The sequence below is a fragment of the Primorskyibacter aestuariivivens genome (genome assembly GCF_028023675.1).
Lineage (GTDB): Bacteria > Pseudomonadota > Alphaproteobacteria > Rhodobacterales > Rhodobacteraceae > Marinovum > Marinovum aestuariivivens.
Genome location: NZ_JAQIOZ010000005.1, coordinates 186,687 through 212,720, shown reverse-complemented (window position 1 = coordinate 212,720; position 26,034 = coordinate 186,687). Strand labels below are relative to the sequence as shown.

Annotated in this window: 27 protein-coding genes; 11 read left to right on the top strand and 16 right to left on the bottom strand. The window is 62.3% G+C overall.

Annotated features, from left to right (window positions below; genetic code table 11):
- Nucleotides 1-39: 39 nt before the first annotated feature.
- Nucleotides 40-525 carry an SH3 domain-containing protein gene (locus PGB28_RS06665; RefSeq protein ID WP_408636225.1) on the top strand — a complete coding sequence of 162 codons (486 nt, stop codon included), beginning with the start codon at nt 40-42 and terminating at the stop codon, nt 523-525.
- A gap of 4 nt (nt 526-529) precedes the next feature.
- Here the strand turns inward: PGB28_RS06665 and PGB28_RS06660 are convergent, their stop codons facing one another.
- The 3 genes from PGB28_RS06660 to PGB28_RS06650 form a co-directional block, all read right to left on the bottom strand.
- A complete protein-coding gene (locus PGB28_RS06660; protein ID WP_271420716.1) occupies nt 530-1,429 on the bottom strand; it encodes an inositol monophosphatase family protein in 900 nt (299 codons plus the stop codon).
- A 95-nt stretch (nt 1,430-1,524) separates the two neighbouring features.
- Complete coding sequence (locus PGB28_RS06655) at nt 1,525-4,041, bottom strand: ABC transporter permease (RefSeq protein WP_271420715.1); 2,517 nt, start codon at nt 4,039-4,041, stop codon at nt 1,525-1,527.
- Nucleotides 4,042-4,095: 54 nt separating this feature from the next.
- Nucleotides 4,096-4,788 carry an ABC transporter ATP-binding protein gene (locus tag PGB28_RS06650; RefSeq protein WP_271420714.1) on the bottom strand — a complete coding sequence of 231 codons (693 nt, stop codon included), beginning with the start codon at nt 4,786-4,788 and terminating at the stop codon, nt 4,096-4,098.
- A 17-nt stretch (nt 4,789-4,805) separates the two neighbouring features.
- On the opposite strand from PGB28_RS06650, the gene PGB28_RS06645 reads away from it, so the two are divergent.
- Nucleotides 4,806-5,471, top strand: a complete 666-nt coding sequence (locus tag PGB28_RS06645) for an arylesterase (RefSeq protein WP_271420713.1) — start codon at nt 4,806-4,808, stop codon at nt 5,469-5,471.
- Between the two features lie 282 nt (nt 5,472-5,753).
- Here the strand turns inward: PGB28_RS06645 and PGB28_RS06640 are convergent, their stop codons facing one another.
- From PGB28_RS06640 to PGB28_RS06620, 5 genes are all read right to left on the bottom strand, one after another.
- Nucleotides 5,754-5,960 carry a cold-shock protein gene (locus tag PGB28_RS06640; protein ID WP_271420712.1) on the bottom strand — a complete coding sequence of 69 codons (207 nt, stop codon included), beginning with the start codon at nt 5,958-5,960 and terminating at the stop codon, nt 5,754-5,756.
- A 196-nt stretch (nt 5,961-6,156) separates the two neighbouring features.
- Nucleotides 6,157-6,663 carry a histidine phosphatase family protein gene (locus tag PGB28_RS06635; protein WP_271420711.1) on the bottom strand — a complete coding sequence of 169 codons (507 nt, stop codon included), beginning with the start codon at nt 6,661-6,663 and terminating at the stop codon, nt 6,157-6,159.
- Nucleotides 6,664-6,722: 59 nt separating this feature from the next.
- Entirely contained in the window at nt 6,723-7,898 is a 1,176-nt protein-coding gene (locus PGB28_RS06630; protein ID WP_271420710.1) for a geranylgeranyl reductase family protein, read from the bottom strand.
- 80 nt (nt 7,899-7,978) lie between these two features.
- Complete coding sequence (locus PGB28_RS06625) at nt 7,979-8,536, bottom strand: L,D-transpeptidase (protein WP_271420709.1); 558 nt, start codon at nt 8,534-8,536, stop codon at nt 7,979-7,981.
- A gap of 114 nt (nt 8,537-8,650) precedes the next feature.
- Entirely contained in the window at nt 8,651-8,869 is a 219-nt protein-coding gene (locus PGB28_RS06620; protein WP_271420708.1) for a hypothetical protein, read from the bottom strand.
- A gap of 130 nt (nt 8,870-8,999) precedes the next feature.
- On the opposite strand from PGB28_RS06620, the gene trxC reads away from it, so the two are divergent.
- Nucleotides 9,000-9,425, top strand: a complete 426-nt coding sequence (trxC, locus tag PGB28_RS06615) for a thioredoxin TrxC (protein ID WP_271420707.1) — start codon at nt 9,000-9,002, stop codon at nt 9,423-9,425.
- Nucleotides 9,426-9,512: 87 nt separating this feature from the next.
- Here trxC and PGB28_RS06610 read toward each other — a convergent pair whose 3' ends face one another.
- On the bottom strand, nt 9,513-9,719 hold the full coding sequence (locus PGB28_RS06610; protein WP_054002685.1) for a cold-shock protein: 207 nt from the start codon (nt 9,717-9,719) through the stop codon (nt 9,513-9,515).
- 254 nt (nt 9,720-9,973) lie between these two features.
- Here PGB28_RS06610 and PGB28_RS06605 point away from each other — a divergent pair, with 254 nt between their 5' ends.
- Together PGB28_RS06605 and PGB28_RS06600 are read left to right on the top strand one after the other, a co-directional pair.
- Complete coding sequence (locus tag PGB28_RS06605; RefSeq protein ID WP_271420706.1) at nt 9,974-11,083, top strand: hypothetical protein; 1,110 nt, start codon at nt 9,974-9,976, stop codon at nt 11,081-11,083.
- Nucleotides 11,084-11,149: 66 nt separating this feature from the next.
- The gene (locus PGB28_RS06600; RefSeq protein ID WP_271420705.1) at nt 11,150-11,626 is read left to right on the top strand and encodes a DUF2938 domain-containing protein; all 477 of its coding nucleotides are present in this window, start codon (nt 11,150-11,152) and stop codon (nt 11,624-11,626) included.
- A gap of 32 nt (nt 11,627-11,658) precedes the next feature.
- Here PGB28_RS06600 and PGB28_RS06595 read toward each other — a convergent pair whose 3' ends face one another.
- From PGB28_RS06595 to PGB28_RS06580, 4 genes are all read right to left on the bottom strand, one after another.
- A complete protein-coding gene (locus tag PGB28_RS06595) occupies nt 11,659-12,135 on the bottom strand; it encodes a hypothetical protein (RefSeq protein ID WP_271420704.1) in 477 nt (158 codons plus the stop codon).
- A gap of 281 nt (nt 12,136-12,416) precedes the next feature.
- Nucleotides 12,417-12,788: a hypothetical protein gene (locus tag PGB28_RS06590; protein ID WP_271420703.1), complete on the bottom strand. Its 372-nt coding sequence runs from the start codon at nt 12,786-12,788 to the stop codon at nt 12,417-12,419.
- 58 nt (nt 12,789-12,846) lie between these two features.
- The gene (gene ettA, locus PGB28_RS06585) at nt 12,847-14,502 is read right to left on the bottom strand and encodes an energy-dependent translational throttle protein EttA (protein ID WP_271420702.1); all 1,656 of its coding nucleotides are present in this window, start codon (nt 14,500-14,502) and stop codon (nt 12,847-12,849) included.
- 74 nt (nt 14,503-14,576) lie between these two features.
- Nucleotides 14,577-15,854, bottom strand: coding sequence for a reverse transcriptase family protein (locus PGB28_RS06580; protein WP_271420701.1), 1,278 nt, complete (start codon nt 15,852-15,854; stop codon nt 14,577-14,579).
- Nucleotides 15,855-16,158: 304 nt separating this feature from the next.
- Here PGB28_RS06580 and PGB28_RS06575 point away from each other — a divergent pair, with 304 nt between their 5' ends.
- Together PGB28_RS06575 and PGB28_RS06570 are read left to right on the top strand one after the other, a co-directional pair.
- A complete protein-coding gene (locus PGB28_RS06575; RefSeq protein ID WP_271420700.1) occupies nt 16,159-17,055 on the top strand; it encodes an endonuclease/exonuclease/phosphatase family protein in 897 nt (298 codons plus the stop codon).
- An 82-nt stretch (nt 17,056-17,137) separates the two neighbouring features.
- Nucleotides 17,138-17,737 (top strand): nicotinate-nucleotide adenylyltransferase, encoded by a 600-nt coding sequence (locus PGB28_RS06570; RefSeq protein WP_271420699.1) that lies wholly within the window; start codon nt 17,138-17,140, stop codon nt 17,735-17,737.
- Here PGB28_RS06570 and PGB28_RS06565 read toward each other — a convergent pair.
- Entirely contained in the window at nt 17,684-18,544 is an 861-nt protein-coding gene (locus PGB28_RS06565; RefSeq protein ID WP_271420698.1) for a DMT family transporter, read from the bottom strand. The genes PGB28_RS06570 and PGB28_RS06565 overlap by 54 nt on opposite strands.
- A 194-nt stretch (nt 18,545-18,738) precedes the next feature.
- Between PGB28_RS06565 and dacB the strand changes: the two genes are divergently transcribed.
- A complete protein-coding gene (gene dacB / locus PGB28_RS06560; protein ID WP_271420697.1) occupies nt 18,739-20,241 on the top strand; it encodes a D-alanyl-D-alanine carboxypeptidase/D-alanyl-D-alanine endopeptidase in 1,503 nt (500 codons plus the stop codon).
- 12 nt (nt 20,242-20,253) lie between these two features.
- On the opposite strand, the gene PGB28_RS06555 is transcribed toward dacB, so the two are convergent.
- Nucleotides 20,254-20,682 (bottom strand): L,D-transpeptidase, encoded by a 429-nt coding sequence (locus PGB28_RS06555; RefSeq protein WP_271420696.1) that lies wholly within the window; start codon nt 20,680-20,682, stop codon nt 20,254-20,256.
- Between the two features lie 142 nt (nt 20,683-20,824).
- Complete coding sequence (locus PGB28_RS06550; protein ID WP_271420695.1) at nt 20,825-21,250, bottom strand: tellurite resistance TerB family protein; 426 nt, start codon at nt 21,248-21,250, stop codon at nt 20,825-20,827.
- A gap of 102 nt (nt 21,251-21,352) precedes the next feature.
- On the opposite strand from PGB28_RS06550, the gene PGB28_RS06545 reads away from it, so the two are divergent.
- The 3 genes from PGB28_RS06545 (at nt 21,353) to PGB28_RS06535 (ending at nt 26,020) form a co-directional block, all read left to right on the top strand.
- Nucleotides 21,353-23,002, top strand: coding sequence for a lysine--tRNA ligase (locus PGB28_RS06545; RefSeq protein WP_271420694.1), 1,650 nt, complete (start codon nt 21,353-21,355; stop codon nt 23,000-23,002).
- 125 nt (nt 23,003-23,127) lie between these two features.
- Nucleotides 23,128-23,544 (top strand): DUF4864 domain-containing protein, encoded by a 417-nt coding sequence (locus tag PGB28_RS06540; RefSeq protein ID WP_271420693.1) that lies wholly within the window; start codon nt 23,128-23,130, stop codon nt 23,542-23,544.
- Between the two features lie 190 nt (nt 23,545-23,734).
- Complete coding sequence (locus tag PGB28_RS06535) at nt 23,735-26,020, top strand: glycosyl hydrolase family 28-related protein (RefSeq protein ID WP_271420692.1); 2,286 nt, start codon at nt 23,735-23,737, stop codon at nt 26,018-26,020.
- The last annotated feature ends 14 nt before the right edge of the window (nt 26,021-26,034 follow it).

Sequence of the window (26,034 nt, the reverse complement as noted above, 5' to 3'; positions counted from 1 at the left end):
CAACCAAAGGTGACAGCGATGATGTCTCGCAGGCAGGCGATGGCGGCGTTGGCGGTTTCCGCCCTTCTTTCAGCAGGCAGTGCGCAGGCCTCGGAAACGCGCGGTCCGGTGACCAATCTGCCGCTGCCGCGCTTCGTGTCGATGAAGGCCAGCGAAGGCAATGTGCGGCGCGGGCCGTCGCTTAGCCATCGCATCGACTGGGTATTCAAACGCCGCGACATGCCGTTGGAAATCACGGCGGAATACGGCCATTGGCGCCGCGTCCGGGACCGCGAAGGGGCCGGGGGCTGGGTGCATTATTCGCTGTTGTCGGGCGCGCGTACGGTCATCGTCGAGGCGGAATTGCTTGAGCTGCATGTCCGCCCCAAGGAGGGCACGCAGGTCACCGCCAAGCTGGAAAGCGGCGTGATTGCCCGGCTTGGAGATTGTGATCTGGAATGGTGCCGTCTGACCTCGGGCGGCTACAAGGGCTGGGCGCGCAAATCCGCGCTGTGGGGCGTGCGCCCGGACGAAATCCGCGACTGAGGGATCAGTCTTCTTTCGTGTCCGCCTCGGGGTCCGCCTCGGTCTCGGTCAGGAAACCGAGTTTTGTGGCCACCGTGTTCCACGTTTCTTCATTGGCGGCCGAGAGCAGATAGCCGTCACGAATACTCGTCGAATATTCGCGCCCATCGAGAAACGCCACGTGCCCGCCTGCCTGTTGGCAGAGCAGCGTGCCCGCCGCGTGATCCCAGGGCGTCATTTTCGGCGATAGCACGAAATCGCAATGACCCTGTGCCAACAGTCGGTATTCATGTGCCGAACAGCGCAGCGCCGTGGGTTGGCCGATCTCGGGGTAGAGGGCGGCGACCTTGGGCTGGGTCTCGGCATCCATCAGCTTGAGGTGGATATAGCCGATCATCTGGTCCAGGGGCCGGGTTTCGCGGGTCACGAGGCTGCGGCGACGTCCGCGCGGGCCTTGCCAGAAGGACGGCGTGGCCTCGTCGGCGGTGACATAGTCATCATTGAGCGGATCATAGATCAGCCCATAGACCGGTTTGCCGAACCGGGTGACGGCAACCATGGTGCCAAAGACCGACAGCCCGTTGGCGAAATTCCACGTTCCATCGACCGGGTCGATGAGAAAGCCCATTTCGGCCTCGGCCAGCTTGTCGAGGATATCCGGATGCCGCGAAGCGGCTTCCTCTCCGACGATTACAGCAGAGGGAAAGGCCATCTGCAGCCCGCGCGTGATCATCGCCTCGGCCATTTCATCGGCATCGGTGACAAGGTCCAGCGCGCTGGTCTTTTCCGAGATATCCGTCGGATCAAGCGTGCGGAAGCGGGGCAGGATCTCAGAGCGGGCGGCGCGGCGGACGAGGTTGATGAGTGAGGTCTTCTGCGCGCGTGTCAACGGCGCGGAAATGGGCATGGGCAAATTGTCGGTCATAAGATGGCTCCGATTCCAAATGTCTTGGCAGGGATGTGCCAGCCGGGGCAGGGCGGTTCAAGGGAAGGATTGGCGCAGGCTTCCCCGTCCGGGGGTTACTCGCGCGCGCGCAGGACCCGTGCCGGACGCGCCGCCAGCGGACCCCATGCAAAGCCCAGCCCGGCGAAAAGCGTGGCCAATACCCCGCCTGTCACGATGGTCAGGGCGGACGCCCATTGCACGGCGAACTCGGCCTCCATGATGAAGGTCATCACCCCCCAGCCTCCTGCGATGCCAAATCCAAGAGCCACCAGTCCGGCGGCCGCCCCCAGAAGCCCGGAGCGCAAGGCAAAGCTTTGCAGGATGCGCGCGCGTCCGGCCCCCAGTGTTTTCAGCAGCGCGGCCTCGTAAGTGCGTGCGCCCACACCCGCCGCAGCCGCGCCGATCAGCACGAGGAACCCCGTGAGCAACGTGGCCGCAGCCCCCCAGGAGGTGGCGCTTGCGATCCCGCCAAGAAGCTCGGCCACCCGGTCCACCGCATCGCGCACGCGAATGGCGGTAATGTTGGGGAATTTCGCGGCCAGATCGCGCAGGATCACGGCTTCGGCCTCTTCTTCGGCATAGACGGTGGAGATGAAGGTATGCGGCGCCGCCTGCAGCGCGGCGGCGTTCATGGTCATGACAAAGCCGATGCCCGCGCTGGAGAAATCCACTTCGCGCAGGGAAGAAATGGTGGCGGTGATATCGCGGCCAAGGATGTTCACGGTGATCTCATCGCCGAGCGTCAGCCCGATCTCATCCGCCTCTTCCTGCGCAAAGCTGATCAGCGGCGGGCCGGAATAGTCCTCGGGCCACCATTCGCCGGCGGTGATTGTGGTGTTGTCCGGCATCTCGGCGGCATAGGTGATGCCACGGTCGCCGCGAATAACCCAGTGATCGCCTGCCACCTCGCGGGCGGGGGTGCCGTTGATTCGGGTGATCACACCGCGCAGCATCGGCGCGCTGTCCACGCGGCTGACCGCCGGGTCATTGTCCAGCCGCTCCATGAAGCCCGGCATCTGGTCTTTCTGGATATCGACGAAGAAATAGGATGGTGCCACATCAGGCAGTTCGGTCTGGATCGCGGAGCGCAGGTTGCCGTCGATCTGGCCTACAGCGGCCAGCACCGACAGGCCAAGTCCCAGCGAGAGCACAACCGAGGCCGCGCCTTCGCCCGGGCCGGAGATGGCTGAAAGCGCCCATCGCAGGGCCGGGCGGTGGCGCGCGGCGCGTTGGCCGCGTTTGGCAATGAAGCGAATGAGCAAGGCCGAGACAGCCAGTGCTGCCAGCGCCGTCACGATCCCGCCAGCGGTCCAGAGCGTCAGCCAGGTCGATCCGGAAAACAGCGCCGCCGTGGCCAGCAGGATGGCCGTCAGTGCCAGTGTCGCGAGGAGGTAGGGCCAGCGCGGCAAAAGGCGGCCCGCCCCCAGCGCATCGCGGAACAGGGTTGCGGGGCGGATGTCTTCGGTGCGGGCCAGCGGCCAGAGCGTGAAGATCAGCGCCGTCAGCGCGCCGTAGATCGCGGCCTCAAGCAGGGGGATGGGGTGGATGGCAAAGACCGCCGGTACCGGCAGGCTTGCCGAGATCAGCGGCGCCGCCAGCAGCGGCACCACCGCGCCAAGGATCAGACCCAATGTGATGCCGATCACGCTGAGCACGCCGATCTGCAGGAAATAGGTCAGGAAGATCACCCGCCGCGCCGCGCCCAATGTGCGCAGTGTGGCGATGACGGAGGTTTTGGAGGCCAGATAGGCCCGCACGGCCGCTGAGACGCCAACGCCGCCCACGGCAAGACCTGAAAGCCCCACGAGGATCAGGAAATTGCCCAGCCGGTCCACGAAACGCGCCACGCCGGGCGCACCATTGCGTGCGTCACGCCAGCGCCCGCCCACATCGGTAAAACGCCTCTCGGCCTCGCCCTCCAGCGCGTCCAGATCGGTGCCGGGCGGCAGGGTGATACGGTAATGGGTTTCAAACAGCGTACCGGGCTGCAACAGGCCCGAGCCGTCAAGCGCCTTGGTCCGGACCAATGTGCGCGGCCCAAGAGAAAAGCCACCGCCGGCATCGTCGGGTTCATGGGTCAGGACAGCGCTGAGCGTGAAGTCCTTGGAGCCAAGCCGGAACGTGTCGCCCGGGCTTAGCCCCAGCCGGTCGGCCAGTACCGGGGCCATGAGCGCGCCATTGCCTGCCAGCGCTTCATCCAGCGGCATGGCCGGTTCGATCTGAACCTCGCCCAGAAGCGGATAGGCATTGTCTACCGATTTGATCTGGGTGAGGCCACGTTCCGTGGTTCCGTCCCGGTCCACCACCGCCATGGAGCGGAAATCGGTGATCTCGGATACTTCGAGCGCGCGCTCTTCCAGCCATGCGCGCTCGTCAGCTTCGGCGAAACGATAAGTAAATCGTAGCTCTGCATCGCCGCCCAAGAGCCGCGCGCCCTCGGCCTCCAGTCCAGCCTGGATGGCGGTGCGCACCGATCCAACCCCGGCGATGGCGGAGACGCCAAGCGCAAGACAGGCGAGAAAAATGCGGAACCCGCGCAGGCCCCCGCGCAATTCGCGACGGGCGAAACGGGCGGCTGTTTTCAGGGCCATGGGCGTTCCTTCGGATCGGGGAGGGGCGGTGAGCAGGATTGCCCACGCTACGGGTTATTCAGCGGCGGCGCGGGCGGGGGCGTCGATGCGGCCATCGCGCAGGCGGATCACCTGATCGCAGCGCGCGGCGAGCGCATTGGAGTGGGTGACCAGAACCAACGTCGCCCCGTGCCGGTCGCGCAACCCGAAAAGCAGGTCCATGATCGCACTGCCATTGGTTTCGTCCAGATTGCCAGTGGGCTCATCCGCCAAAAGGATCGCCGGGCGCGGAGCCGAGGCGCGGGCCAGCGCGACGCGCTGTTGCTCGCCGCCTGACATCTGCGACGGGTAATGCCCCGTGCGATGGCCAAGGCCCACGGCTTCCAGTTCGGCCTCGGCGCGCTCGAACGCATCGCGATGACCGGCAAGCTCCAGCGGCGTCGCGACATTTTCAAGCGCGGTCATCGTCGGGATCAGGTGAAAGCTTTGGAACACCACGCCCATGTGATCGCGTCTGAACCGGGCCAGCGCATCTTCGTCCATGGCGCTCAGGTCCTGGCCCAGCGCGGTGATGGTGCCGCCGGTGGCGCGCTCCAGCCCGCCCATCAGCATCAACAGAGACGATTTGCCCGATCCGGACGGCCCGATCAGGCCAATCGACTGCCCCTTGGCCACGTCCAGCGTGATCCCGTGCAGGATCTCGACCCGTCCGGCATTGCCATCCAGCGCAAGATGCACATCTTTGAGAGAGAGGACAGGATCAGCCATAAGGAGCCTTTCGGGCAATGTTGCAGTTTTTCACATATGGGCGTGCAGGGCATTTCGGCAAGGCGCTGGCGTTGGTTTTCACCCTGACAGGTGCCGCACAGGCAGAGCAAGTCGATATTCTGGCGCTGGGCGACAGTCTGACCCAAGGCTACGGGCTGATGGACCATGAAGGCTTTGTCCCGCAGCTGCGGGAATGGCTGGAAGAGCGCGGGCACGAGGTGCGTGTGGTCAATGGTGGCGTGTCCGGCGACACGACCGCCGGAGGGCTGTCGCGCGTGGAATGGAGCCTCACGCCCGAGATCGACGCCATGATCGTGGCGCTGGGCGGCAATGACGTGCTGCGCGGTATTGCGCCCGAGGTGGCGCGCGCCAATCTCGACGGGATCATGAAAGTGGCCGAGGCGCAGGGGATCGAGGTGCTCTTGGTGGGCATGCAGGCACCGGGCAACTATGGCCCGGACTACAAGGCGGAATTTGACGCGATTTACCCCGAGCTGGCCGAAAGCTATGGTGCGCTACACGCGCCAAGCTTTTTCGAAGGGATCATGACCGAGGGGGAGGATATCGCGGCAGCCGGGGAGTTCATGCAGGATGACGGCATACATCCCAATGGCGAAGGTGTTGCCCGGATCGTTGATGCGCTGGGCCCCTATGTGGTGGAGTTGATCGGCCGGGTGGAGTGACGCAAGGGCCCTCGCAGGTTGCTTGAGCTTCCGTATGATCTCGAACGCCCGGGCTGTAATTCGATCAGAACAAGACAAATCCCGTCGCTGTCGAGTACATGAGCCTCAATGCTCAAATTCGCTATTGTACGTGTATTTCTCTCTGGTGATGTCGCGGCGTTAATTGCCGTCGCTTACACCCTGTCACTGAACGACGAAGACAAGGCGGTCGAACCGGACACCGTTATCAAAAAGCCCCGCCTGAACCAGACGGGGCTCTTGGTCTTCGATCGTACACCAATATCACGCCAGCGCGATATTCTCGGCGGCTTCGCGGCCGTCGCGGCCCGGTTTAATGTCGAAGGTCACTTTCTGATTGTCGGCCAGGCCGGTGAGGCCCGAACGCTCGACGGCGGAAATATGGACAAAGATGTCCTTGCTGCCGCCATCGGGCGCGATAAAGCCGTAGCCTTTGGTGGTGTTGAACCATTTGACGGTGCCAGTGGCCATGCGTCTACTCCTTTTATGTCCTGCCCACGGGATTGTGGCAGGCCGGCTTAGTCAGTGCAGATCGAGAGACTGAGCCGTGGGTAGGAGCAGTGGTCGATAGATAACTTCGCACCCAAAGATATGCGTAGGGGTATGGGGTATTTCAAGAAAAATCCGCACCCGGCGCGTGGGATTTGCGCCGGATGCAAAACGCCTGTTACGGCCCCCAGGAACGGCGGTCCACGCTCAGTGCGCCGTTGGCATCTGCGGTGATGATGAACAGATCCCCATATTCCAGCGGTGGCACGCCGGGCAGGTCCAGATCGTCCCAGATGCTTTGCAGATTGCCCTTGTTGCCGACCCAGATCACGGACTTGCCGCGGCTTCGGCGGGCGATGATCGGGGCGGGGCGCTCTTGCGGGATGCGCGTGATCTCCATCCCCCGGGCTGTGGCCAAGGGGGCTGCGGTGTCGAGATTGCGCTGGATGCCGGGGCTGTAGATTGTGTCGAGCGGGATGCCCTCCAGAGCCTCAGGCAATGCCGTGGCGCGGGCGATGCCCAAGGCGCTCAGATCAGAGCCGTCCCGGTCCGCATGGCGCACCATGATCAGGCGGGTTCCAGGAGCAAGCCGAACCGGCCCGCCCCCCATAAGGCCCGCGGTGCTGCCACAAGCGGCGAGACTGGCAAGGCCCGCGCCAAGAAACAAACGACGGGTCACAGTCATGGCAAAACCTTTCTTTTGAAATATCAGTGATCCGAGTGTCCCGGCCCGTTTCCCAAAGGTCAAGTATCGCTTTGGACGGTCTGTTTCAGCCCGCTCGCCCGGAGCAGATAACCGGGCAGGCGACGGAACAGGCGACGCATCAGGTCGCTGTATTCGATCTCTCCACCCAACAGGCGCATGTAGTCGTGGCGCAGGTGGCCCGATCCTCTGGCCGCGCGCACGAAGCCGCGTTGCAGCGGCCCCCAATAGATCAGCAGTCGCACCAGATTGGCATGGCGCATGGCCTGCGTGATCGGGCGCAGCCGGTGGCGATAGAGCATCAACGCCGCCCCCGGTTCATGCCGGGCCAGCGCGTCGCGCGCGGCAAGGGCCGCCTGTTGCCCGGATTTCATGGCATAGGCGATGCCTTCGCCCGTCACCGGGTCCACGAGCCAGGCCGCATCTCCGGCCAGCAGCACATTGGCCCTTCCGGGGCGTTTGCGGGCGCGGCCAAAGGGCAGGTATTGGCCTTTGATCCGCATGTCGGGAGCAATGTCGAACTCGGTCATGTAGGCGCGCATGATGGCTTTGAGATCGGGGTTGCGGCTATGCACCCCGCCCACGCCGACCGTGTGGCTTTCGGCTTTCGGAAAGGACCAGCCATAGCCCCATTCCGCCGCACCCATGTCGATGCGAAGAATGGCGTCCGGGTCCACCGGCGGTGCCTCGCATTCCAGCGCAAAGCCTACTTCTTCGGGGTCAAAGGGCCGTCCGAACAGCGCGCGCGCTGTCGGGCTGTTGATCCCGTCTGCGCCGATGACTACAGGCGCGCGCAGTTCCGTATCGTTCAGGACCACGCGCCCGGTCTCGGGGGCCATGTGGACAATGCGCTGGCCTGTAAAGTCTTGCGCCCCGGCCTCGGTTGCCAGGCGAAACAGGAGATCATCCAGAGTGAAACGCATGGTCAGATAGACCGGCGGGATATCCGCGATCACGCCCAGTTTTTCCCCGAACCCGTAAAGCGCGACAGCCGTCTTGCTGTCGAATTCCGGGGGGAGGTCGCGTTCGAAAATCTCGCGGAAATAGCGCGCCGCGCGTCCGGTAAAGCCGCCGCCGCAGAGCTTGTCGCGGGGAAAGCGCGCTTTGTCGACCAGAGCCGTGCGCAGCCCTTGGGCTGCCGCTGTGCGGGCGGCGGCGGACCCGGCAGGGCCCGCGCCAATCACGATCAGGTCAAAGTATTGGATGGCGGGCGTCATAACGCATCCCGTAGCAGAGAGGTCGGGACATGCAAGCCTCGGCAGGCGCTTGCCCGGGGCCAAGACCCCGGGACACAGGATCAGATTACCGTGACGGTGGTCCCGATCGGGATGCGGTTATACAGGTCGGTCACATGCTCATTTGCCATGCGGAAACAGCCATTGGACGCGGCTCGCCCGATGGAGCGCAGCGCATTGGTGCCGTGGATCCGCGCATAGGTGTCGCGCCCGTTCTGGAACAGGTAGAGCGCGCGTGCCCCCAGCGGATTGCCCGGGCCGCCCGGCTGGACATAGTCGTTATCCTTGAATTTACCGTAGAGATGCGGATCACGCTCGATCATCTCGTCGGTGGGGCGCCATGTGGGCCATTCCTTTTTGACCTGGATGACCGCGGTGCCGGAAAACTCCAGCCCGGCCTTGCCAACGGAAATGCCATAGCGCAGGGCCTTGCCCTGTTCCTCGATGAAATACAGGAACCGCGCCTTTTGCAGCACGACGATCTGTCCGGGAGCGAGGTCGGCGCGGACGCGGACGTATTGGGGGGTGAACTTCGGGTCCAGCTGGAACTGGGCGTTGGCCAGGGCGGGCATCGCCAGACCGGCGGCAGCAGTGCCGAGGAATGAACGGCGCGTGAACATTGGCAGAATCCTTCTCGTGAGCAGCGGTATGATGTTAAGATATAAGCGCGCCTCGAAGGAGTCAGGAATTCGTGACCTCTGCGGGCCTGTAGACTCTCTGCAACGATTGGAGTGTCAGGCGGTGTGCGCGTGATTTTCCGAAATCTGCGATGTGCGGGTTGCGTCACGCCCCGAGAGAATGGCCGCCAGCGTCATGACGATCAGCGGGAGAAACAGCCCGAGGCCCAGATACAGCAGAAACGCCTGCGATCCCGAAAGACCAAAGAGCAGCCAGCCAAAAACCCCGCCAAGGGTTCCCAAAAAGCTCCCGCCGATAAGTGCCGCCATTGCCATGACCGGTCTCCCCGTTCTCGTCTCACAAGGTCACAATTGAAGGTTAATGTGGCGTGAATGGGGCAAGGGTGGTGCATATTCCTGACGGATGCCTACATATGCGAAAAGGAATATGTAACGGAGAGCGCTGATGAGCGGCAAGAAACTGACCTGTCTGGACTGCGGGCAACTCAACCGCGTGCCTGCGGAGAAACTGGCCTCGGGGCCGAAATGCGGCACCTGCGGGGCGGGTCTGGTGACCGGCAAGGTGGCCGAGGTTGACCTTGCGACGCTGCAGAAGGCCGCGCGCAATGACGATCTGCCCCTGGTGGTGGATTTCTGGGCCCCTTGGTGTGGGCCATGTCGGATGATGGCGCCCGAATTCGCCAAGGCTGCAGGGCAGGTGGCGGGGCGCGCGCGGCTGGTCAAGCTGAATACCGAGGAACACCCGCAATCCGGTTCAGCCTATGGCATTCGCGGCATTCCCACGATGATCCGCTTTGACCGGGGGCGGGAAGCGGCCCGTCAGTCCGGCGCAATGCGCACCGAACAGATCGTCGGTTGGCTCGGGGTATAAGGGACGGAACGCCCATCCCGTTAAACGCAAAAGGCGCGCCGCAGGGGCGCGCCAATCAATCTTGTTCGACAGAAGCCGAAAGCGGGCTTATGCCAGCGCCAGGTTGGTCGCGCTTTCGCGACCGTCGCGGCCTGCTTCGATGTCGAAGGTCACTTTCTGGTTGTCGGCCAGACCGGTCAGGCCCGAACGCTCAACGGCGGAGATGTGGACGAAAACGTCCTTGGAGCCGCCATCGGGTGCGATGAAGCCGAAGCCTTTGGTGGTGTTGAACCATTTCACTGTGCCAGTGGCCATGTGAGTATTCCTTAGTTTTCATTGCCGTCCACACAATGCGACGGCCCGGCGAAGTCACGTCTGGATCGAAGACTGTGTGCCGGTAAGGGAAAACAGAAGGTCGAATAGAAGATCGTTAGCAGTGCCGCGTATGACAGAGGCGCGGCGCAATAGCAAGCGATCTGTGACCTGTGTCCTAGTCCGGAGACAGAAGGATGTGCCACGATCCCGGCGCAACTGTTACGTGTTCATGTCCCGTCCGAAAGGTGCTCTTCATGCGTTTTGTTACCCATTCCTTCCGATTGTCGCGAATTTGCTCCGGGATCATGCTGTCCCTTGCCTGGGCTTTCACACCCGCCGCGGGCCTGGCCGAAAGCATTGCGCCATCCTGCTCCGCCGCGGCGGATATGTTGAACACGCGTTTCATCACGGTGAAAGCCCTGCAATCCAACGACAACATTCCCGAAGATTCGGGCATCCTCGTGCACACGATTCACGGTCCGGGTGCCAATCCGGGAGCGGCCGGATACCTTGACTTTGGCGCATTGGACGCGCTGACGGCCAAGATGCAAACCGCCTGTACCAATCCGCAAAGCCAGTCCTGCAGGTCCTATCTCGACAAGACCTGTGGTGCGTATCTGAGCGAAGGCACGTTCCTGCCCTGGTGCGGGTCGAATCATGTGCCGAACAAACAGACACTGAGCGATGCGTCGTCCTGGACCTTTGTGCGGGCGGATACGGTGATTCAGGGGGCGCAGCCGGGTGTCGATGACGAGGTCGTCTGCGCGAAAGAGAGCGACTATGACAAACGCTACGGCCTGATCTTCAGCAACGGCTACATGAACCAGACGGTGAATGGCATAGAGAACCTTGGCTGCATGTACCCGATGGATGGCGATACCGGGTTTCGCAAGGATCAGGGCTGCGGCATCTCGGTGCGGGGATTTGCCAATCAAGGGCAAGCTGAAGCGCAATGCCCGCTGAGCGAGACGTCCGAAGACTACGAGAGTTATTTCGAAACGTTGATCGAGACCCGTGGGTCCGTGGCCGGGTCGCTGACCTGTTCTCTGGCCAAGTCGCAATTCAACACCTGGGTGGATGTGCGCAAACGTGTGGATCTGAGCAAGACGATCTGGCCGGTCAACGAATTCGTGCTGTGGAACTGGGACAGCTATACTGCGGATGATATCGCTCAGAACGGATTCCTCATCGGCATCTACTATCTGTCGGGCTGTGAACGCGCGCCCAATGCCCCCGGCGATCCTCAGGTCGCACAACGTATCGCGGGACTTTACAAGGATTGGACCGGCGTAGACCTGCCGGTTGTCAAGCTGGACAACGCAGCGATTCGCAACCGGACGGACACGCCATTCGCCTGCCAGTGATGCGCCACCTCTTGCCGCGAGGCCACAGACCGGTCAGGCTTGGCCCAAGTCAGAAGGGAACAGGGCATGGGCGAATTGATCTGGGCGGGCGTGTTGATGGGGCTTGGCGGTACTATGGCGATGGATATCTGGGCCGAGTTGCTGGCGCGTGGCTTTGGCCAGCCCCGGCCCAATTGGGGCAATGTCGGGCGCTGGTCGGCGCAGGTGCCGCGCGGACGGGTGTTCCACAACGATATCGCAGCGGTCGCGCCCGTGGCGGGTGAGGTCGGGATCGGCTGGGCCGTACATTACGGGGTCGGCGTACTCTATGGGGTCATCTGGGCGTTTCTGGCGGGCAGCGCCTGGTTGGCCGCGCCGACATTCCTGCCTGTATGGTTATTTGCGCTGGTGACGATCGCTGCTGGCTGGTTCTTGTTGCAGCCGGGGATGGGGCTGGGATGGGCTTTGTCGCAGACGCCGAACCCGTGGAAGGGCCGGGCGATGGGTCTTGTGGCGCATACGGTGTTCGGGTTGGGCATGTATGCGGTGGCTGTGATCGGGTGAGCGGCGCGCTTGTTTCGCGCCGCCCGCTGGTATCAGTTCATCGTCAGGTCACCAGTGACCATGTTGGTGTAGTCCGCGCCTTCGCCACCCGCGTCGAAATTGCCGCCCCCGCTGATAGAGGCCCATTTCCCGGTGCCGCCCTGCACCATCCAGTCGCCCAGCGTGCGCCCGTCGGCAGACATGCCCGTGGCCATCCACTTGACCACGGCCACATCGCCATCGCCATCGGTATAGTGGCACAGGCCCTCGCCAGATACGGCCCCCTTGTCGATCAGGACCGCCCCGAAACAGGGACCGGAGGCGGCGGCAAAAGGATTGTCAGGGTTTTCGGTCTCAAAACGCTCATACATGGACGTGGCATGCACGATCACGAGTGAGTCCGAGACGGGCATCGGCGTGGCTGTCGTGGTGCCATAACCAGTGCCATTGGCGCTGACCGTTTCGGAAAAGACCGGGCTGGCCAACAGAGCAAAGACCGCCGCGCTGGCGGAAATACGAATATGTGACATGAAAAACTCCTCCTGAATCTGTCCCTGGAAATGACGGGACGTGTGGGGAGTGTAGCACATTTCTACAATGGAATACGGGCGTCTTGCGAGACGCCCGGGATGACAGGGTCAAAGCGCGGCCCAATCGGTGAAACGCCATGTCTTGGGCGGTGTCGGTCCGGGGCGCGGCTGGGTCGGCGGGGTTTTGTCGGTTTGCTTGGTCATCGGATTGTCCTCCTGCCCTTTAATCTGGCGCAGGCGAGCGGTTCACGGTAGTCCGGGATTCCGGACGGGGGAAATCCTTACCTTTGGCTCACGAGCCACGCCGTTGCCGTGTAGAGCAGCGCCGCCAATGCCGCCGGTGCTGCGATCCAGCCCAGGTACCAAAGCTGGCCTGCTTGGGCATCATCGCCATAAGAGGCGGCGAATTCTCTGCCCCCGACCTGCGCCGCCCAGATGAAGAACCCGGACAGGACAGTAAAACCGAGGATGCGGAAAAACGCTGGCCCCGGCAGGAACCCGGCGGCAAAGGCTGTGGCGATCCCCAGCGCGCCGCCGATCAGCAGATTGGTCAGCGCCCATTGCGGATGCGCGCCGAACTGGGCGGGGGCGTTGGTGGCATAGGCGAGGGCCGCGACCAGCAGGGTGAGGAGAAGGGGAAGGGCTTGGCGCATGGGGGGCCTCGGCTTGCATCAGGTTTTCGGGTGCGCAATACATGCGCGCCCGACGGCATCACCGGCTGAACTTCTTATGCTTCAACCGCTTCGGCTCCAGCGCATCGGCCCCGAGGCGACGTTTCTTGTCTTCCTCGTAATCCTCGAAATTGCCCTGGAACCATTCCACATGCGCCTCACCCTCGAAGGCGAGGATATGGGTACAGATCCGGTCAAGGAAGAAACGGTCGTGCGAGATGACCACGGCGCAACCGGCGAAATCGACCAGCGCGTCTTCCAAGGCGCGCAGGGTTTCCACGTCCAGATCGTTGGTCGGTTCGTCGAGAAGCAGCACATTGCCGCCCTCTTTCAACAGCCGCGCCATGTGGACCCGGTTGCGTTCACCGCCGGAGAGCAGGCCGACTTTCTTCTGTTGATCGCCGCCCTTGAAGTTGAAGGAGGAGCAATAGGCGCGGGAATTGACCTGCGCGTCGCCCAATTGGATGATCTCGGCCCCGCCGGTGATCGCCTCCCAGACCGTGTCGTCCGGTTTCAGGTCATCGCGGGACTGGTCCACGTATGACAGATCGACGGTGTCGCCATAGGTCACCGAGCCCGCATCGGGCTGTTCCTGACCGGTGAGCATTTTGAACAGCGTCGATTTACCGGCGCCGTTCGGGCCGATCACGCCGACGATGCCGCCGGGGGGGAGGCTGAACGTCAGGTCTTCGATCAGGAGCTTGTCGCCCATGGCCTTTTTCAGGCCCTCGACCTCGATCACCTTGCCACCCAGGCGTGGGCCATTGGGGATGACGATCTGCGCGCGGGCGATTTTCTCGCGCTCGGACTGGTTGGCCATTTCCTCATACGCCTGAATCCGCGCCTTGGACTTGGCCTGGCGGGCTTTCTGGCCCTGCCGCATCCATTCCAATTCGCGCTCCAGCGTCTTTTGCTTGGCCTTGTCTTCGCGGGCTTCCTGCTGCAGGCGCTTGGCCTTCTGCTCCAGCCAGGCCGAATAGTTGCCCTCGTATGGGATGCCGCGGCCACGGTCCAACTCAAGGATCCAGCCGGTGATGTCATCGAGGAAGTAACGATCGTGGGTGACGATCAGAATCGTGCCCTTGTAGTCGATCAGGTGCTGTTGCAGCCAGGCGATGGTCTCGGCGTCCAGATGGTTGGTCGGCTCGTCGAGGAGCAGCATGTCGGGCGCTTCAAGCAGCAGCTTGCACAGCGCCACGCGGCGCTTTTCACCGCCCGAGAGCGAGGTGACGTTGGCATCATCGGGGGGGCAGCGCAGCGCCTCCATGGCGACGTCGATCTGTGAATCCAGATCCCAGAGGTTTTCGCTGTCAATCTGGTCCTGAAGCGCAGCCATTTCGTCGGCGGTTTCATCGGAATAGTTCATCGCCAACTCGTTGTACTTGTCGAGAATGGCTTTTTTCCCAGCGACACCGAGCATCACGTTGCCACGCACGTCGAGTGATGGGTCCAGTTCCGGCTCCTGCGGGAGATATCCAACCTTGGCGCCCTCGGCAGCCCAGGCTTCACCGGTGAAATCGGTGTCGAGCCCGGCCATGATCTTCATCAGGGTGGATTTACCGGCACCGTTGACACCGACCACACCGATTTTCACCCCGGGCAGGAAGGACAGGTGAATGTTCTCGAAACATTTCTTGCCGCCGGGATAGGTCTTGGAGACGCCCTGCATGTGGTAAACGTACTGGTAAGCGGCCATGTCTGTCCTCTGGGTGCTTGGAAAATCGGGTCAGAGCGTGTGATAGCCGAGGCGGCGGGCGGGAGCAATCGGGATCAGGGCCGGGAGAGGCGTTTGTCGAGCTGCGCGCGCAGGCGGGCGGCTTTGGCCGGATTCAGCGTCTCGACCCAGGCGATGCGGCCCATGAGGCGATGGAGCGTGTCGGTGCTGGCGTCCCGGGGCAATTGGTGGATCTCGGCCTTGAGCCGGTCGAAATCGCGACGGGGAAGGTTCAGGTGACGGTTGACCACGATGCCCGTGACGCGCTGCTGCTGGTAGGCCCGGCTGAGGCGGGTTTTGGCTGGGGCGAGCGCGAACCTCTCTTCCCGGACGATCTGCGGCACGGCGCGCAGGAGCGGCGGGCCGATATCGGCATCGCCGGAAAATGTCAGGTCGTCGGCGTAGCGGGAGTAAGTGGCGTCGAGACGGCGAGCCAGCCCCGCGAGGCGGCGGTCGAGCCCGAAGGCGCAGAGATTGGCCAGCGCGGGCGAGCTTGGCGCGCCTTGGGGCAGATGGCGGTTGGCGTAGCGCGGGTCGGCGTTGCGGCCGAGCTTTTGGCGGATATGTGACGGGGTACGCAGGGTGCAGAGACCGGTCAGGAGACGTGCGACATCCGCCGGGTAGCCCAACGTGCGGAACAGGCCGAAGACGCGGGGCGCGGTGATGGACGGGAAGAAGCTGCGCAGGTCGAAGCTCACCACCAGCGCCTCGCCGCAATGGCGGCTGGCGGCTTCGGCGCAACTGCGCCCGGGCGTGAACCCATAGGCGTGGGGGCTGGGCGGGACCGCGTCGAGAAGCCCATGCAGCAGGCGGCGCTGCAGGCGTTTGAGCAGCGGTTTGGGCTCTTCGATCAGCCGCAGCGTGCCGTCGCGCTTGGGGCGGGTGTGAAAGAGGTAATGTGGGGCGAAGGCGTTGTCCGTCCGGTTGGAGAGCCCTAGCTGATCGGCGAAGCGGGTGAGTTGATCAGGGGTGAGGCCCAGCCAGAAGGCGAGATCATCGGAGCTGGTCAGGGGCGGCAGGGCCGCGGTGGCGAAGGCATGGGCAGGCAGGAACTCCGCCGAGTCGCAGTCCGGCGCGGGCAGCACGCCGTGTTTCAGCGCGTATTTCAGCGGCAATTCGCATTCCGGGATCTCCCGGAGTGCCGCAGCGATGCGCGCAGCGGGAGGCCCGACCGGGGCCTTGAGCCGGTTGCAGAGTTGCAGCGCGATGGGGTGGGCCAGGCCGGCCAGTTCGGTGGGCAGGAGAGCGCGGAGCCGGGCGGCGAGCGCATCGGGGCGCCAGGGCTGTCGGGAGAGCGGATCGGCGAGGCGGTGGAAAAACTGCTCTGCCGTCATTGGGGGGCGGGTCGCCTTTCAACCGAACTCTGCTCTGCGCGACCGTGCCTGGGCAAGGCCCAGTGACGGTCGTGCGCCGAATGGTGCTGTTCTTATCTGACCGAGGGGAAGCCCCAGGGTATATGCGGTCGCCCGCGATGCTTGAACGGCGGCCCGTCCCTTGTGCGCATTGAACGGGTGGCGCGGCTGGGCGTCAACCGGGAATTGCACCAATACCTATGCGCTGGCTCACAGTCGGGGGCAGGCATGTCTGTCAGGCTGGGTGGGGTCGCGCGTTCTGCGGCGCAGATCGGGAAGCAACGCCATGCGCATCATAACCATACTATCCGCCATTTTTCTGGCCTTCACCGGCGGCGGTGTCATCGCCCAGGAGCCGCTGACCGTGATGAGCTATAATGTGTGCTGGCAATGCATGTCACCGGGACGCGCGGGGCTGGGTGGGCAGTGCCGCGATACGACGGTGAATGACGGCGGCGCGGCGCGTTCGGTGACCAGTTGTTCGCAGGCGATGGGCCGCGCGATTGACGGCTATGCGGAGCGCTACGATTTCATCGGCATGCAGGAAGCCAGCAACTGGCAAGACTTCCGGTTTCTCGCGCCAGAGACGATTGGCCGGATGCAGGCCATTACCCGGCCGCCTTCGGGGCATGAGGAGATGGTGATCTTTTACGATCCCGAGCGGTTTACCCATCGCTTCAGGTCGATCAATGGCGATATCGGGCGCGGGCGGCCGATCATGGTGAACCTGTTCACCGATCAGGAGGGCGGGGCCTATACCTTTGTGAATATCCATAATTGTCACGGTGGCTGTAGCCTGACCCGGCTGGAACAGGCGATTGACGATGCGCTGCGGGTGCTGGATGCGCCGGACTATGCCGAAGTCTCCGCCTTTGTCAGCCGCTCACGGATCATCTTGACCGGGGATTTCAACGAGGCCTCCTATCGCCGGACCGGGACCGGGCCGGTGACCTGGCGGCCCTTTGGCGATGCGGGGATCGGGACGGAGGCCGGGGTGCGCGATGCGCCGACGAGCTGCTGTTCGACCGTGATCCCGTGGAACTGCAGCGGGCTGGAGCCCTGGTGTCGGCCCGGCGACTACGTATTCGACAGCGCAGGGGCGGCAGTGCCCAGAGTGCCGGAGCGCTATGACGTGTCGGTGCCACAATCCGATCACAAGCCGGTCATCGCAGTGCTGCCCTGAGACGGGCCGCCCCGATTGACAAGTCCCGGCCAAAGCCCTGATATGCCTTGGGTTTGGCAGGGGCTTGGTGATGGGAGCAGGCATGGCGTATCGGGGACAGGTGATCGGCCTGCTGGGCGGCTCGTTTGATCCGCCGCATGAGGGCCATGTGCATATCACCCGCGAGGCGCTCAAACGCTTTGGGCTGGACCGGGTTTGGTGGCTGGTCAGCCCCGGCAATCCTCTCAAGGAAAACGGCCCCGCGCCGATGGCCGAGCGGATCGCGGCGGCGCGGGCGATCATGGATCATCCACGGGTGGAGATCAGCGATTTCGAGGCACGCGCAGGCACGCGGTATACCGCACAGACCATCAGGGCGCTGATGAAAACCTATCCGCAGGCGCGGTTCGTCTGGCTCATGGGGGCAGACAATCTGGTGCAATTTCCGCAGTGGCAGGATTGGCGCTGGATCATGGAGACCGTGCCGGTCGGCGTGCTGGCCCGTCCCGGCGATCGCATTCGCGCGCGCAATTCGAGGGCCGCGCGCATGTACCGCGCGGCGCGGATCAAGGGCAAGCGGTCGCATGAACTGGCCGGTGCGGAGGCACCCGCCTGGTGCTTTGTCAACGTGGCGATGCGCGACGACAGTTCAAGCGCGATCCGCGCGCAGGGCGGTTGGTCTTCCGGGGCGGAGGAGCGCTGAGGCGATGCCGCTGCCCAGGATCATGGCCAGCCCGGCCCAGGTCAGCATGTCGGGCAGGTCCCCAAAGATCATCCAGCCCAGCACCGTTGCCGCGACAAGCTGGAAATAGACCAGCGGGGCCAACCGGCTGGCCAGTTCGATGCGATAGGCGAGGATCAAAAGACCGTTGCCCAGCATCGAGCAGATGGCCGAGGCCAGTGTGAGCCACGCGATCTCAGCCGTCATTTCAGGGATATGGGGCAGGGCGAACGGTACCGTGACCACCGCGCTTAGCGCGAGTTGTGAAAACAACAGCACTCGGGGCGCGACCACACCACCCAGCCAGCGGGACGCGGTCAGGTAGGCGCCATAGAATGTTCCGGCCAGTACCGCGTATTCCAGCCCCGGCGCGGCCTCAAACCCCGGGCGAACCACCAGGAGAACGCCGCCAAAGCCAAGTCCCAGCAGAACCGTGCGGCGCAGGTCCAGCGGTTCACGCAGCAGTAAGATTGCCAAGACAGTCGAAATGGCCGGGCCGATGAAAAACGCGGCAAAGACATCGGCCAGTGGTGCCGTCTTCAAGGCAACCTGAATCGACACGATCCCGCCGGTCAGCATCAGGCCACGCAACCAGAGACGCCAGTCGGAATAGATGCGCCACCCGTCGCGCAGGACAAAGGGCAGCACGATCAATGCCCCGATCAGGAATCGCGAGGCGGCAATGAAGATCGGGGACGCCCCATGCACAGAGGACAGCAGCTTGCCTGCGCTGTCCCCGGCGGGGATGAACGACATGGCGATGAACATGATGGCCGCAGCTTTCCACATGCCGATCCCCTATGGCCTTAAAGGCGTGGGGACAAGATGCCATGGAATCAACGGGATTTGACCCGGTCTTGGCAAAGCGCTGTCGTAAATCCGTCAGAAAGCCATGCAAGACAGGATCAATTCAGCGTTATGTTCCCCCTGTTCAGGCATATGAGATGCTTGTTCCGGACCCAGACCTGCGGTTTAATCACGCCATGACCAAATCATTTTCGAGACGTTTTTTTCTTGGCTCGGCGCTGGGCGCAATTGCGAGCCCGGCTTTCGCCAACCCACCGGATGTATCGCTTCGGCCCGTCGCAAGACCGGGCAGCGCGAGCAAGGTTGTTCAGCCTGTTCCCAGTGCGGATGAACTGGTCCGCAAGGCGGGGCTTTCGGGTGACGTGGGCTATGCGGTGATGGACTTGAGCGAAGGTCGTATGCTGGAAGAGGGCAAGGCCGCTCTGGGATTGCCTCCGGCCAGTGTGGCCAAGGCGATGACGGCGCTTTATGCGCTTGATGCGCTGGGCGCGGGATACCGTTTTGCCACCTCGCTTCATGCCAAAGGCGCGATCAGCAATGGTATCCTGCAGGGCGATCTGATCCTTGCTGGGGGTGGTGACCCGACGTTGGACACGAATATGCTGGCCGATCTGGCCGCCGCGCTGAAACGCGCTGGTGTGCGCGAGGTGCGCGGCGATTTCCTTGTCTGGGGCGGCGCCCTGCCGTTCTCACGCGGGATCGACCCGGAACAGCCCGATCACGTGGGCTATAACCCGGCGGTGTCGGGTTTGAACCTGAACTATAATCGTGTGCATTTCGAATGGCGCAAATCCGGCAGTTCGTACACGGTCAGCATGGATGCGCGCAGCGAGAAATACCGACCCGATGTGCGCTTTGCCCGCATATCGGTCCAGAACCGCGACATCCCGGTCTATACCTATGCCGACGCGGGCGGGCGCGACAACTGGACCGTGGCGCGTGGTGCCTTAGGCAATGGCGGGGCGCGATGGCTGCCGGTGCGCAAGCCGGAAATCTATGCCGGCGAAGTGTTCCAGACCTTTGCGCGGTCGCATGGCATAACGCTCAAAACCGCGAAAGTGGCCAGGTCCGCGCCGGGTGGGGCGGCGATCGCGCAGGTCAGGAGCGAACCGCTTAGCGAAATTCTCAGGGGGATGCTCAAATATTCCACCAATCTTACCGCCGAAGTGGTGGGTATGGCGGCAACCCGAAAACGCACGGGCCGGGTGAGCGATATCGTTGCGTCAGCGCGGGAGATGAGCCAATGGGCGCAAAAGTCCTATGGGCTGGACGTCGGGACGCGGTTTGTCGATCACTCGGGTCTGGGCGACAAATCCCGGATCTCGGCGCGCGATATGGTGCTGGCGCTCAAGGCGGCGCGCGGGGCCGGGCCGATCCGGAGCTTGCTCAAAGAGATACCGATACGCGATGAAGACCGCCGCAAAATCCCCAATCATCCGGTCAAAGTGGACGCCAAGACGGGGACGTTGAATTTTGTATCGTCCCTGGCGGGCTACTGCACCGCGGAGGATGGGCGCGAGATGGCGTTTGCGATTTTCACCGCAGACATTCCGCGACGATCCGCATTGACGCGGGCGCAACGTGAACGTCCCGAAGGCGGGCGGGAGTGGAACCGCCGCTCGAAATTGTTGCAGCAAAGGTTGCTGCAACGCTGGGGGCGGGTTTTTGCCAATTCCTGAGCGTGTAACGCGTCAGTTGTGAATGACGACCTTCATGTTATCCAGCCCGACCTGTTTTGTCTTGGCGAACAGGATCGCGGCGTGATCAGGATGCAAGCGGACGCAACCGGCAGAGGCAGGACTGCCAAGGCGGCTGACCTGGTTGGTGCCGTGGATGGCGTAATGCCCGTTGAAAAAGATCGAAAACGGCATGGGCGCATTGTTGTAGCGGCTGGATTTATGGTGCCGTGACAGCCACTTGGCTGTCCAGGTGCCACGCGGTGTCACCTTGCCCCGGCGGGCGGTGGAGACGGCCCACTGATAGGTGGGTTTGCCGTTTTCGTAAACGGTCATGGTCTGGGACGAAATGTCGATCTTGGCCACGAGCGGTGCGGCAGATCCAATCACGGGCAGCGAAAACAGAACAAGTGCTGCGAGAAGGGTGAAGACATAACGCGTCATGTGAAATCCTCCGGGCAGAAAGCACAGGCAGAATAGCCTGCGCGTTCACTCTAGCAGAATTCCGCTTACCCGAGAGTAAGGGAATCCTGACCGCAAAGGGTTTTTCACGTTGGATTTTCGCCGAATTGAGCGAAAATACGGTTCAGGCGGGCATATGACGGGCGCGGGCGCTGCGTTCGATGGCGGCGGCATGAAGCCGGTCGATATTCAGCTCATAGCGAATCTCTTCCAGCAGGCGCAGTTCTGCCTCGCGCAGTTTGCCATCCGCCACGGCCACATCGCAGGACAGCGCATAGGCGGTCTCGAACAAACGTTCCGGCAGGTTGTCGCGGATCAGCCCGAACAATGCGTCCAGCCCATCCTCTTGTTCGAACAGGTCAAACACGGTTTGCGCGATCACGTTCATGCGGTCGATGTCGTAATCCGCGAAAACCGGCAGGTTGTTCACCGCGCTTTCGATCTTGACGAGTTCGGCGGTGCGCAGGTTTTCATCCGAGGCGGACACGGCAATCATCAGGCCGACAAGACAGTCCTGCGGGCTGAGTGAATGGGGGATTTCTTGGTTCATGGGGGTCTCCTGTTGCAGTGCAGAATATTGACCCCGCGCCCCGCCCGCAATAGGGAGAGCGGGTTCGCGCGCATGGGGCGTGCGGAAACTCGGAGAATACACATGTCTGATCTGCGCGACGCCGCAATGAGCTCGAAAGCCTGGCCTTTTGAAGAAGCGCGCCGGCTGCTCAAACGCTATGAAAAGGCACCGCCGGAAAAGGGGTATGTGTTGTTCGAGACGGGGTATGGCCCGTCGGGCCTGCCACATATCGGGACATTCGGCGAGGTCTTGCGCACCACGATGATCCGCCGCGCGTTTGAGGTGATCTCAGATATTCCGACCAAGCTGATCTGTTTCTCGGACGATCTGGACGGGATGCGCAAGGTGCCGGGCAATGTGCCGAACCAGGAAGAATTGGCCAAGCATCTGCAGAAGCCGCTGACATCCGTGCCTGACCCGTTTGGCACCCATGAGAGCTTTGGCCATCACAACAACGCCATGCTGCGCCGGTTCCTCGATACATTCGGGTTCGAATACGAGTTTTATTCGGCGCGTGAATTCTATCGCTCCGGGCAGTTTGACGAGATCCTGCTGCGCTGCGCGGAGAAATACGATGATCTCATGAAGATCATGCTGAAATCTTTGCGCGAAGAGCGTCAGCAGAGCTATTCGATCTTCCTGCCGCTGCATCCCGAAACGGGCCGGGTGCTCTATGTGCCGATGAAGCATGTGGATGGGGTGAAGGGCGAGATCACCTTTGACGACGAGGACGGCCGCGAATGGACGCTGCCGGTTACGGGCGGCAATGTGAAACTGCAATGGAAGCCGGATTTCGGCGCGCGCTGGGCGGCGCTGGGCGTGGATTTCGAGATGTATGGCAAGGAACATGCCACCAACGAGAAGATCTATGACGCGATCTGCCGGACGCTGGGGGAACGCCCGCCGAACCATTTCAGCTATGAGCTGTTCCTTGATGACAAGGGGCAGAAAATTTCCAAGTCGTCGGGCAATGGTATCTCGATCGACGAATGGCTGACCTATGCCTCGACCGAGAGTCTGAGCTATTTCATGTATCAAAAGCCGAAAACCGCCAAGCGGCTGTTCTTCGACGTGATCCCGCGTGCGGTGGATGAATACCACCAGCAGCTGCGCGCCTATGAGGGGCAGGACGCGGCGGGACGGGTCAACAACCCGGTGTTCCATATCCACAATGGCGATGTTCCGGTATCGGATATGGTTGTGACCTTCTCGATGCTCCTGAACCTCGCCAGCGCGTCCAGCGCCGAGGACAAGGCGGTGCTGTGGGGGTTCATCAACAAATACGCGCCGGATGCCACGGCCGAGACCCATCCCGGCATGGACGCGGCGGCGGAACATGCGGTGCGCTATTTCCAGGATTTCGTGAAACCGACCAAGACGTTCCGCGCGCCCACGGATCAGGAGCGCGCGGCGCTGGAGGATCTGGGCAAGGCGTTGAAGGATGCCGAATTCGCGCTTGATCTGATCGCACGCAAGAATGCGCTGGTCGGCAATGAGGATCCGCTGCCCGAAGTGGATTACGGTGACGAAGAGTTCCTGCAAAGCATCGTTTTTGCGGTGGGCAAGGTTCACGGGTTTGAGCCGCTGCGCGATTGGTTCACCGCGATTTACGAGGTGCTTTTGGGTGCGTCGCAAGGTCCCCGTTTTGGCGGTTTCGTGGCGCTTTACGGCGTCGCGGAAACCTGCGCCTTGATCGAAAAGGCGTTGGCGGGAGAGCTTTCTGTAGGGTGACCCCCGAGGGACGTCAGTAACGGATAATGGGGGCCGTCGCGCAAAACGCGGCGGCCCCCTTTGTTTGACGGGACGGGGCCGCGGGCTACCTCATATCCGTCAGCTTTTTTGCAAAGGTGGTTGTCATGCGCCATTTCTTGAGTGGACTGGTCATAACCCTGGCATTTGCCGCGACGGCGATGGCGCAGGAGGTCCAGCCCGAAAACAAGGACATCCAGAGCGTGATCCAGGGCCAGCTGGATGCCTTTCTGGCCGATGATGTGAGCACCGCATTTACATTTGCCGCGCCCAATATCAAAGGCATATTCGGCACGGCCGACAACTTTGGCCGCATGGTCGAAAATGGCTATCCCATGGTCTGGCGACCCGGCGATGTGCGGTTTCTGGAACTGCGCCGTTTCCCGGGAGGTCTGTTTCAGCGTGTTGAGATCATTGACCAATCGGGGCAAGCGCATTGGCTGGATTACCGTATGAGCCAGACGGAGAACGGCTGGCAGATCAGCGGTGTGCAGATTTTGCCGAAGCCGGATGTGTCGGTCTAGGTGAGGGGCCGGTGGGCAGAATTGCCCACCCTACGCCTGTGCACCGTACGGTCGTCTCAGCGCCGCTTAACCCTTTGTTGATACCTCTTTTCCGTCGGCGGGCTGATCCCGCTTTCTCGTGAGTTGACGACGACAGGCCGTCTGCGCCGCATGCAGCGCGTGGGGGTCAGCGATGTGGAAAGGGACCTTCATGAACAAGGCAATTACCGATGGCGTGGTGTTCATGCCGACGCCATTTGCGGATGGGCTGGATGTCTGGTCGAGCCAGAATGGCCGGCCGGGTGACGATACTTATGACGGGGCGGTGAACGCGGCCTTCGTGCCAGCCGACCAGGATTTCGGCGGTTGTCTGGAATTGCAGAAATCTCAATCGGTGCAAAAGTTGCGTTACATGGGCGAAACCCCGTGGTTGCCCGGGACCTATCTGCGCGTAACGGCGCGGGTCAAGGCGATCAGCGGCAACCTTCCATCGGTGCGTATTGCGGGGTATCCGGCGCAAGGCAATGGCGCGGTTGTGAGCGGGCTGACCCAGCAGGCACAGTCGGTGGCGCTGACCAGCTATGGGTCTGTCGTGGAGGTGTCAGCCATTTTTGGTCCCGGCGCGCGGAGCGGCGTGGACCTGCAATGGGGCACCGACCCGGTTTTTGCGCATCTGGGTCTGGACCTGACAGGGGCCAATGGCGGCATTGTCCGGATTGATGATCTGGTCGTCGAGGATGTGACCCATGTGTTTCATCGGGACATGATGTCCTGGGTGGATGTGCGCGACTATGGCGCTGTGGGCGATGGGGTGACGGACGATTCCGCCGCCTTTGAGGCGGCGGACAGCGCGGCGAACGGGCGGCGCGTTCTGGTGTCGGAAGGGACCTATTTCCTCGGCCAGAACGTCACGATCAATTCGCGGGTGCAGTTCGAGGGAACGGTGACGATGCCCGATAACCGCATCCTGTCGCTGACCAAGGATTTCCACCTTGGGCCTTATATTGACGCCTTTGGCAATGAGGAGTTGGGCTTCAAGAAAGCGTTCCAGTCGCTGCTGAACAATTCCGATCACGAGAGCCTTGATATGGGCGGGCGGCGCATTTCGATCAGCGGGCCCATCGACATGCAGGCCGCCGTGGCCAACAAGGACAATTACGCCCAACGCCGCCACATCGCCAATGGCCAGTTCTACGCCGAGGGCAGCACCGTCTGGGACCCCGAGGTCGTCACGTCTCAGGCGACCTATTCGGCGAGTGCGGACAAGACGCTGACCGGGGTGACGAATGTCGCGAATGTTCCGATCGGTGCATTGGTAGAGGGCAACGGTGTTGGGCGAGAGGTCTATGTCCGGGACAAAAACGTGGCGGCGGGCGAGATCACTTTGTCACAACCGCTGGGCGCGGCCACCGGAACGCAGGTCTTTACCTTTACCCGGTTCAAGTACCTGCTGGATTTCAGCGGGTTTGAAAAACTGTCTTCGTTCTCGATGTCGGATATCGAGTTCCAATGCAACAACAAGGCCAGCGGCATCATGCTGGCCAAGACCGGTGTCGTGTTCCAGGTGCGGGATTGCTATTTCACCCGCCCCAAGTATCGCGGCATCACATCGATCGGGTACGGCTGTCAGGGGCTGTTGGTGGATCATTGTCAGTTCATCAGTGCCGAGGGTGGTACGCCGTCACAGGACCGGGTGTCGATTGCGATCAATGCCAATGCCAATGACGTCAAAATCCGCAACAATCGCGCCAGCCAGTTCCGTCACTTCTGTATCCTGAGCGGGTCCAATTCGGTGATTTCCGGCAACCATTTCTTTCAGGGCGACGGGCAGGTCAACGGTGTGCGCCTTGCCGGTCTGGTGCTGGCGCTGCGGGCGTGCAACGCTACGGTGGTGGGCAACTATGTCGACAACTGCACCATTGAGTGGACCAATGAGCGCGAGGTGAACCCGGATTATACAGGCGGGTTCGGGTTTGCCGGATTGTCCATCACCAACAACGTGTTCCTGTGTGGTGACCTGCTGCCATCCTTCGGGTGGATCGTTGTCAAACCCTATGGCACCGGGCATTTCATCAACGGGCTCAATGTGACGGGCAATATGTTCCGTTGTGTGGATGGCAATATCGACCGGGTGGAAAAGGTCGATACCTCCTTTGCCGATCTGGACATGACGCGGATGAAGAAGGTCTATTTCTCCAACAACACCTTCAACAATATCGAGTACCGGACCGAGAACCCGGCGCTGGTGTCGCACAGCGAGAATACGGTTTCGTCCACCTGGCGGGTGGATGGGGCCAATTGGCTGGCATTTGGTGGGCGCGCGCGCGACGTGGTGTCGGTTGTGGCGACGCAGAAGATCGAGAATTCCAGCAACGTGGCGCAATGGGGCATGCCCTATGCCCGGCTCGAACAGGGGCCGAATGGCGACAAGGTCGACCTCGTGTGGGAAAACGCGGTGCGCGGGCAGGTCAATGTGCTGATGCGCATGGATACATAAAGGGAGTTGTCCGG

Excerpts from the sequence above, each read along its gene's own strand:
- PGB28_RS06665 (WP_408636225.1), top strand. The coding sequence starts at position 40 with ATGGCGGCGTTGGCGGTTTCCGCCCTTCTTTCAGCAGGCAGTGCGCAG.
- PGB28_RS06660 (WP_271420716.1), bottom strand. The coding sequence starts at position 1,429 with ATGACCGACAATTTGCCCATGCCCATTTCCGCGCCGTTGACACGCGCG.
- PGB28_RS06655 (WP_271420715.1), bottom strand. The coding sequence starts at position 4,041 with ATGGCCCTGAAAACAGCCGCCCGTTTCGCCCGTCGCGAATTGCGCGGG.
- PGB28_RS06650 (WP_271420714.1), bottom strand. The coding sequence starts at position 4,788 with ATGGCTGATCCTGTCCTCTCTCTCAAAGATGTGCATCTTGCGCTGGAT.
- PGB28_RS06645 (WP_271420713.1), top strand. The coding sequence starts at position 4,806 with ATGTTGCAGTTTTTCACATATGGGCGTGCAGGGCATTTCGGCAAGGCG.
- PGB28_RS06640 (WP_271420712.1), bottom strand. The coding sequence starts at position 5,960 with ATGGCCACTGGCACCGTCAAATGGTTCAACACCACCAAAGGCTACGGC.
- PGB28_RS06635 (WP_271420711.1), bottom strand. The coding sequence starts at position 6,663 with ATGACTGTGACCCGTCGTTTGTTTCTTGGCGCGGGCCTTGCCAGTCTC.
- PGB28_RS06630 (WP_271420710.1), bottom strand. The coding sequence starts at position 7,898 with ATGACGCCCGCCATCCAATACTTTGACCTGATCGTGATTGGCGCGGGC.
- PGB28_RS06625 (WP_271420709.1), bottom strand. The coding sequence starts at position 8,536 with ATGTTCACGCGCCGTTCATTCCTCGGCACTGCTGCCGCCGGTCTGGCG.
- PGB28_RS06620 (WP_271420708.1), bottom strand. The coding sequence starts at position 8,869 with ATGGCAATGGCGGCACTTATCGGCGGGAGCTTTTTGGGAACCCTTGGC.
- trxC (WP_271420707.1), top strand. The coding sequence starts at position 9,000 with ATGAGCGGCAAGAAACTGACCTGTCTGGACTGCGGGCAACTCAACCGC.
- PGB28_RS06610 (WP_054002685.1), bottom strand. The coding sequence starts at position 9,719 with ATGGCCACTGGCACAGTGAAATGGTTCAACACCACCAAAGGCTTCGGC.
- PGB28_RS06605 (WP_271420706.1), top strand. The coding sequence starts at position 9,974 with ATGCGTTTTGTTACCCATTCCTTCCGATTGTCGCGAATTTGCTCCGGG.
- PGB28_RS06600 (WP_271420705.1), top strand. The coding sequence starts at position 11,150 with ATGGGCGAATTGATCTGGGCGGGCGTGTTGATGGGGCTTGGCGGTACT.
- PGB28_RS06595 (WP_271420704.1), bottom strand. The coding sequence starts at position 12,135 with ATGTCACATATTCGTATTTCCGCCAGCGCGGCGGTCTTTGCTCTGTTG.
- PGB28_RS06590 (WP_271420703.1), bottom strand. The coding sequence starts at position 12,788 with ATGCGCCAAGCCCTTCCCCTTCTCCTCACCCTGCTGGTCGCGGCCCTC.
- ettA (WP_271420702.1), bottom strand. The coding sequence starts at position 14,502 with ATGGCCGCTTACCAGTACGTTTACCACATGCAGGGCGTCTCCAAGACC.
- PGB28_RS06580 (WP_271420701.1), bottom strand. The coding sequence starts at position 15,854 with ATGACGGCAGAGCAGTTTTTCCACCGCCTCGCCGATCCGCTCTCCCGA.
- PGB28_RS06575 (WP_271420700.1), top strand. The coding sequence starts at position 16,159 with ATGCGCATCATAACCATACTATCCGCCATTTTTCTGGCCTTCACCGGC.
- PGB28_RS06570 (WP_271420699.1), top strand. The coding sequence starts at position 17,138 with ATGGCGTATCGGGGACAGGTGATCGGCCTGCTGGGCGGCTCGTTTGAT.
- PGB28_RS06565 (WP_271420698.1), bottom strand. The coding sequence starts at position 18,544 with ATGTGGAAAGCTGCGGCCATCATGTTCATCGCCATGTCGTTCATCCCC.
- dacB (WP_271420697.1), top strand. The coding sequence starts at position 18,739 with ATGACCAAATCATTTTCGAGACGTTTTTTTCTTGGCTCGGCGCTGGGC.
- PGB28_RS06555 (WP_271420696.1), bottom strand. The coding sequence starts at position 20,682 with ATGACGCGTTATGTCTTCACCCTTCTCGCAGCACTTGTTCTGTTTTCG.
- PGB28_RS06550 (WP_271420695.1), bottom strand. The coding sequence starts at position 21,250 with ATGAACCAAGAAATCCCCCATTCACTCAGCCCGCAGGACTGTCTTGTC.
- PGB28_RS06545 (WP_271420694.1), top strand. The coding sequence starts at position 21,353 with ATGTCTGATCTGCGCGACGCCGCAATGAGCTCGAAAGCCTGGCCTTTT.
- PGB28_RS06540 (WP_271420693.1), top strand. The coding sequence starts at position 23,128 with ATGCGCCATTTCTTGAGTGGACTGGTCATAACCCTGGCATTTGCCGCG.
- PGB28_RS06535 (WP_271420692.1), top strand. The coding sequence starts at position 23,735 with ATGAACAAGGCAATTACCGATGGCGTGGTGTTCATGCCGACGCCATTT.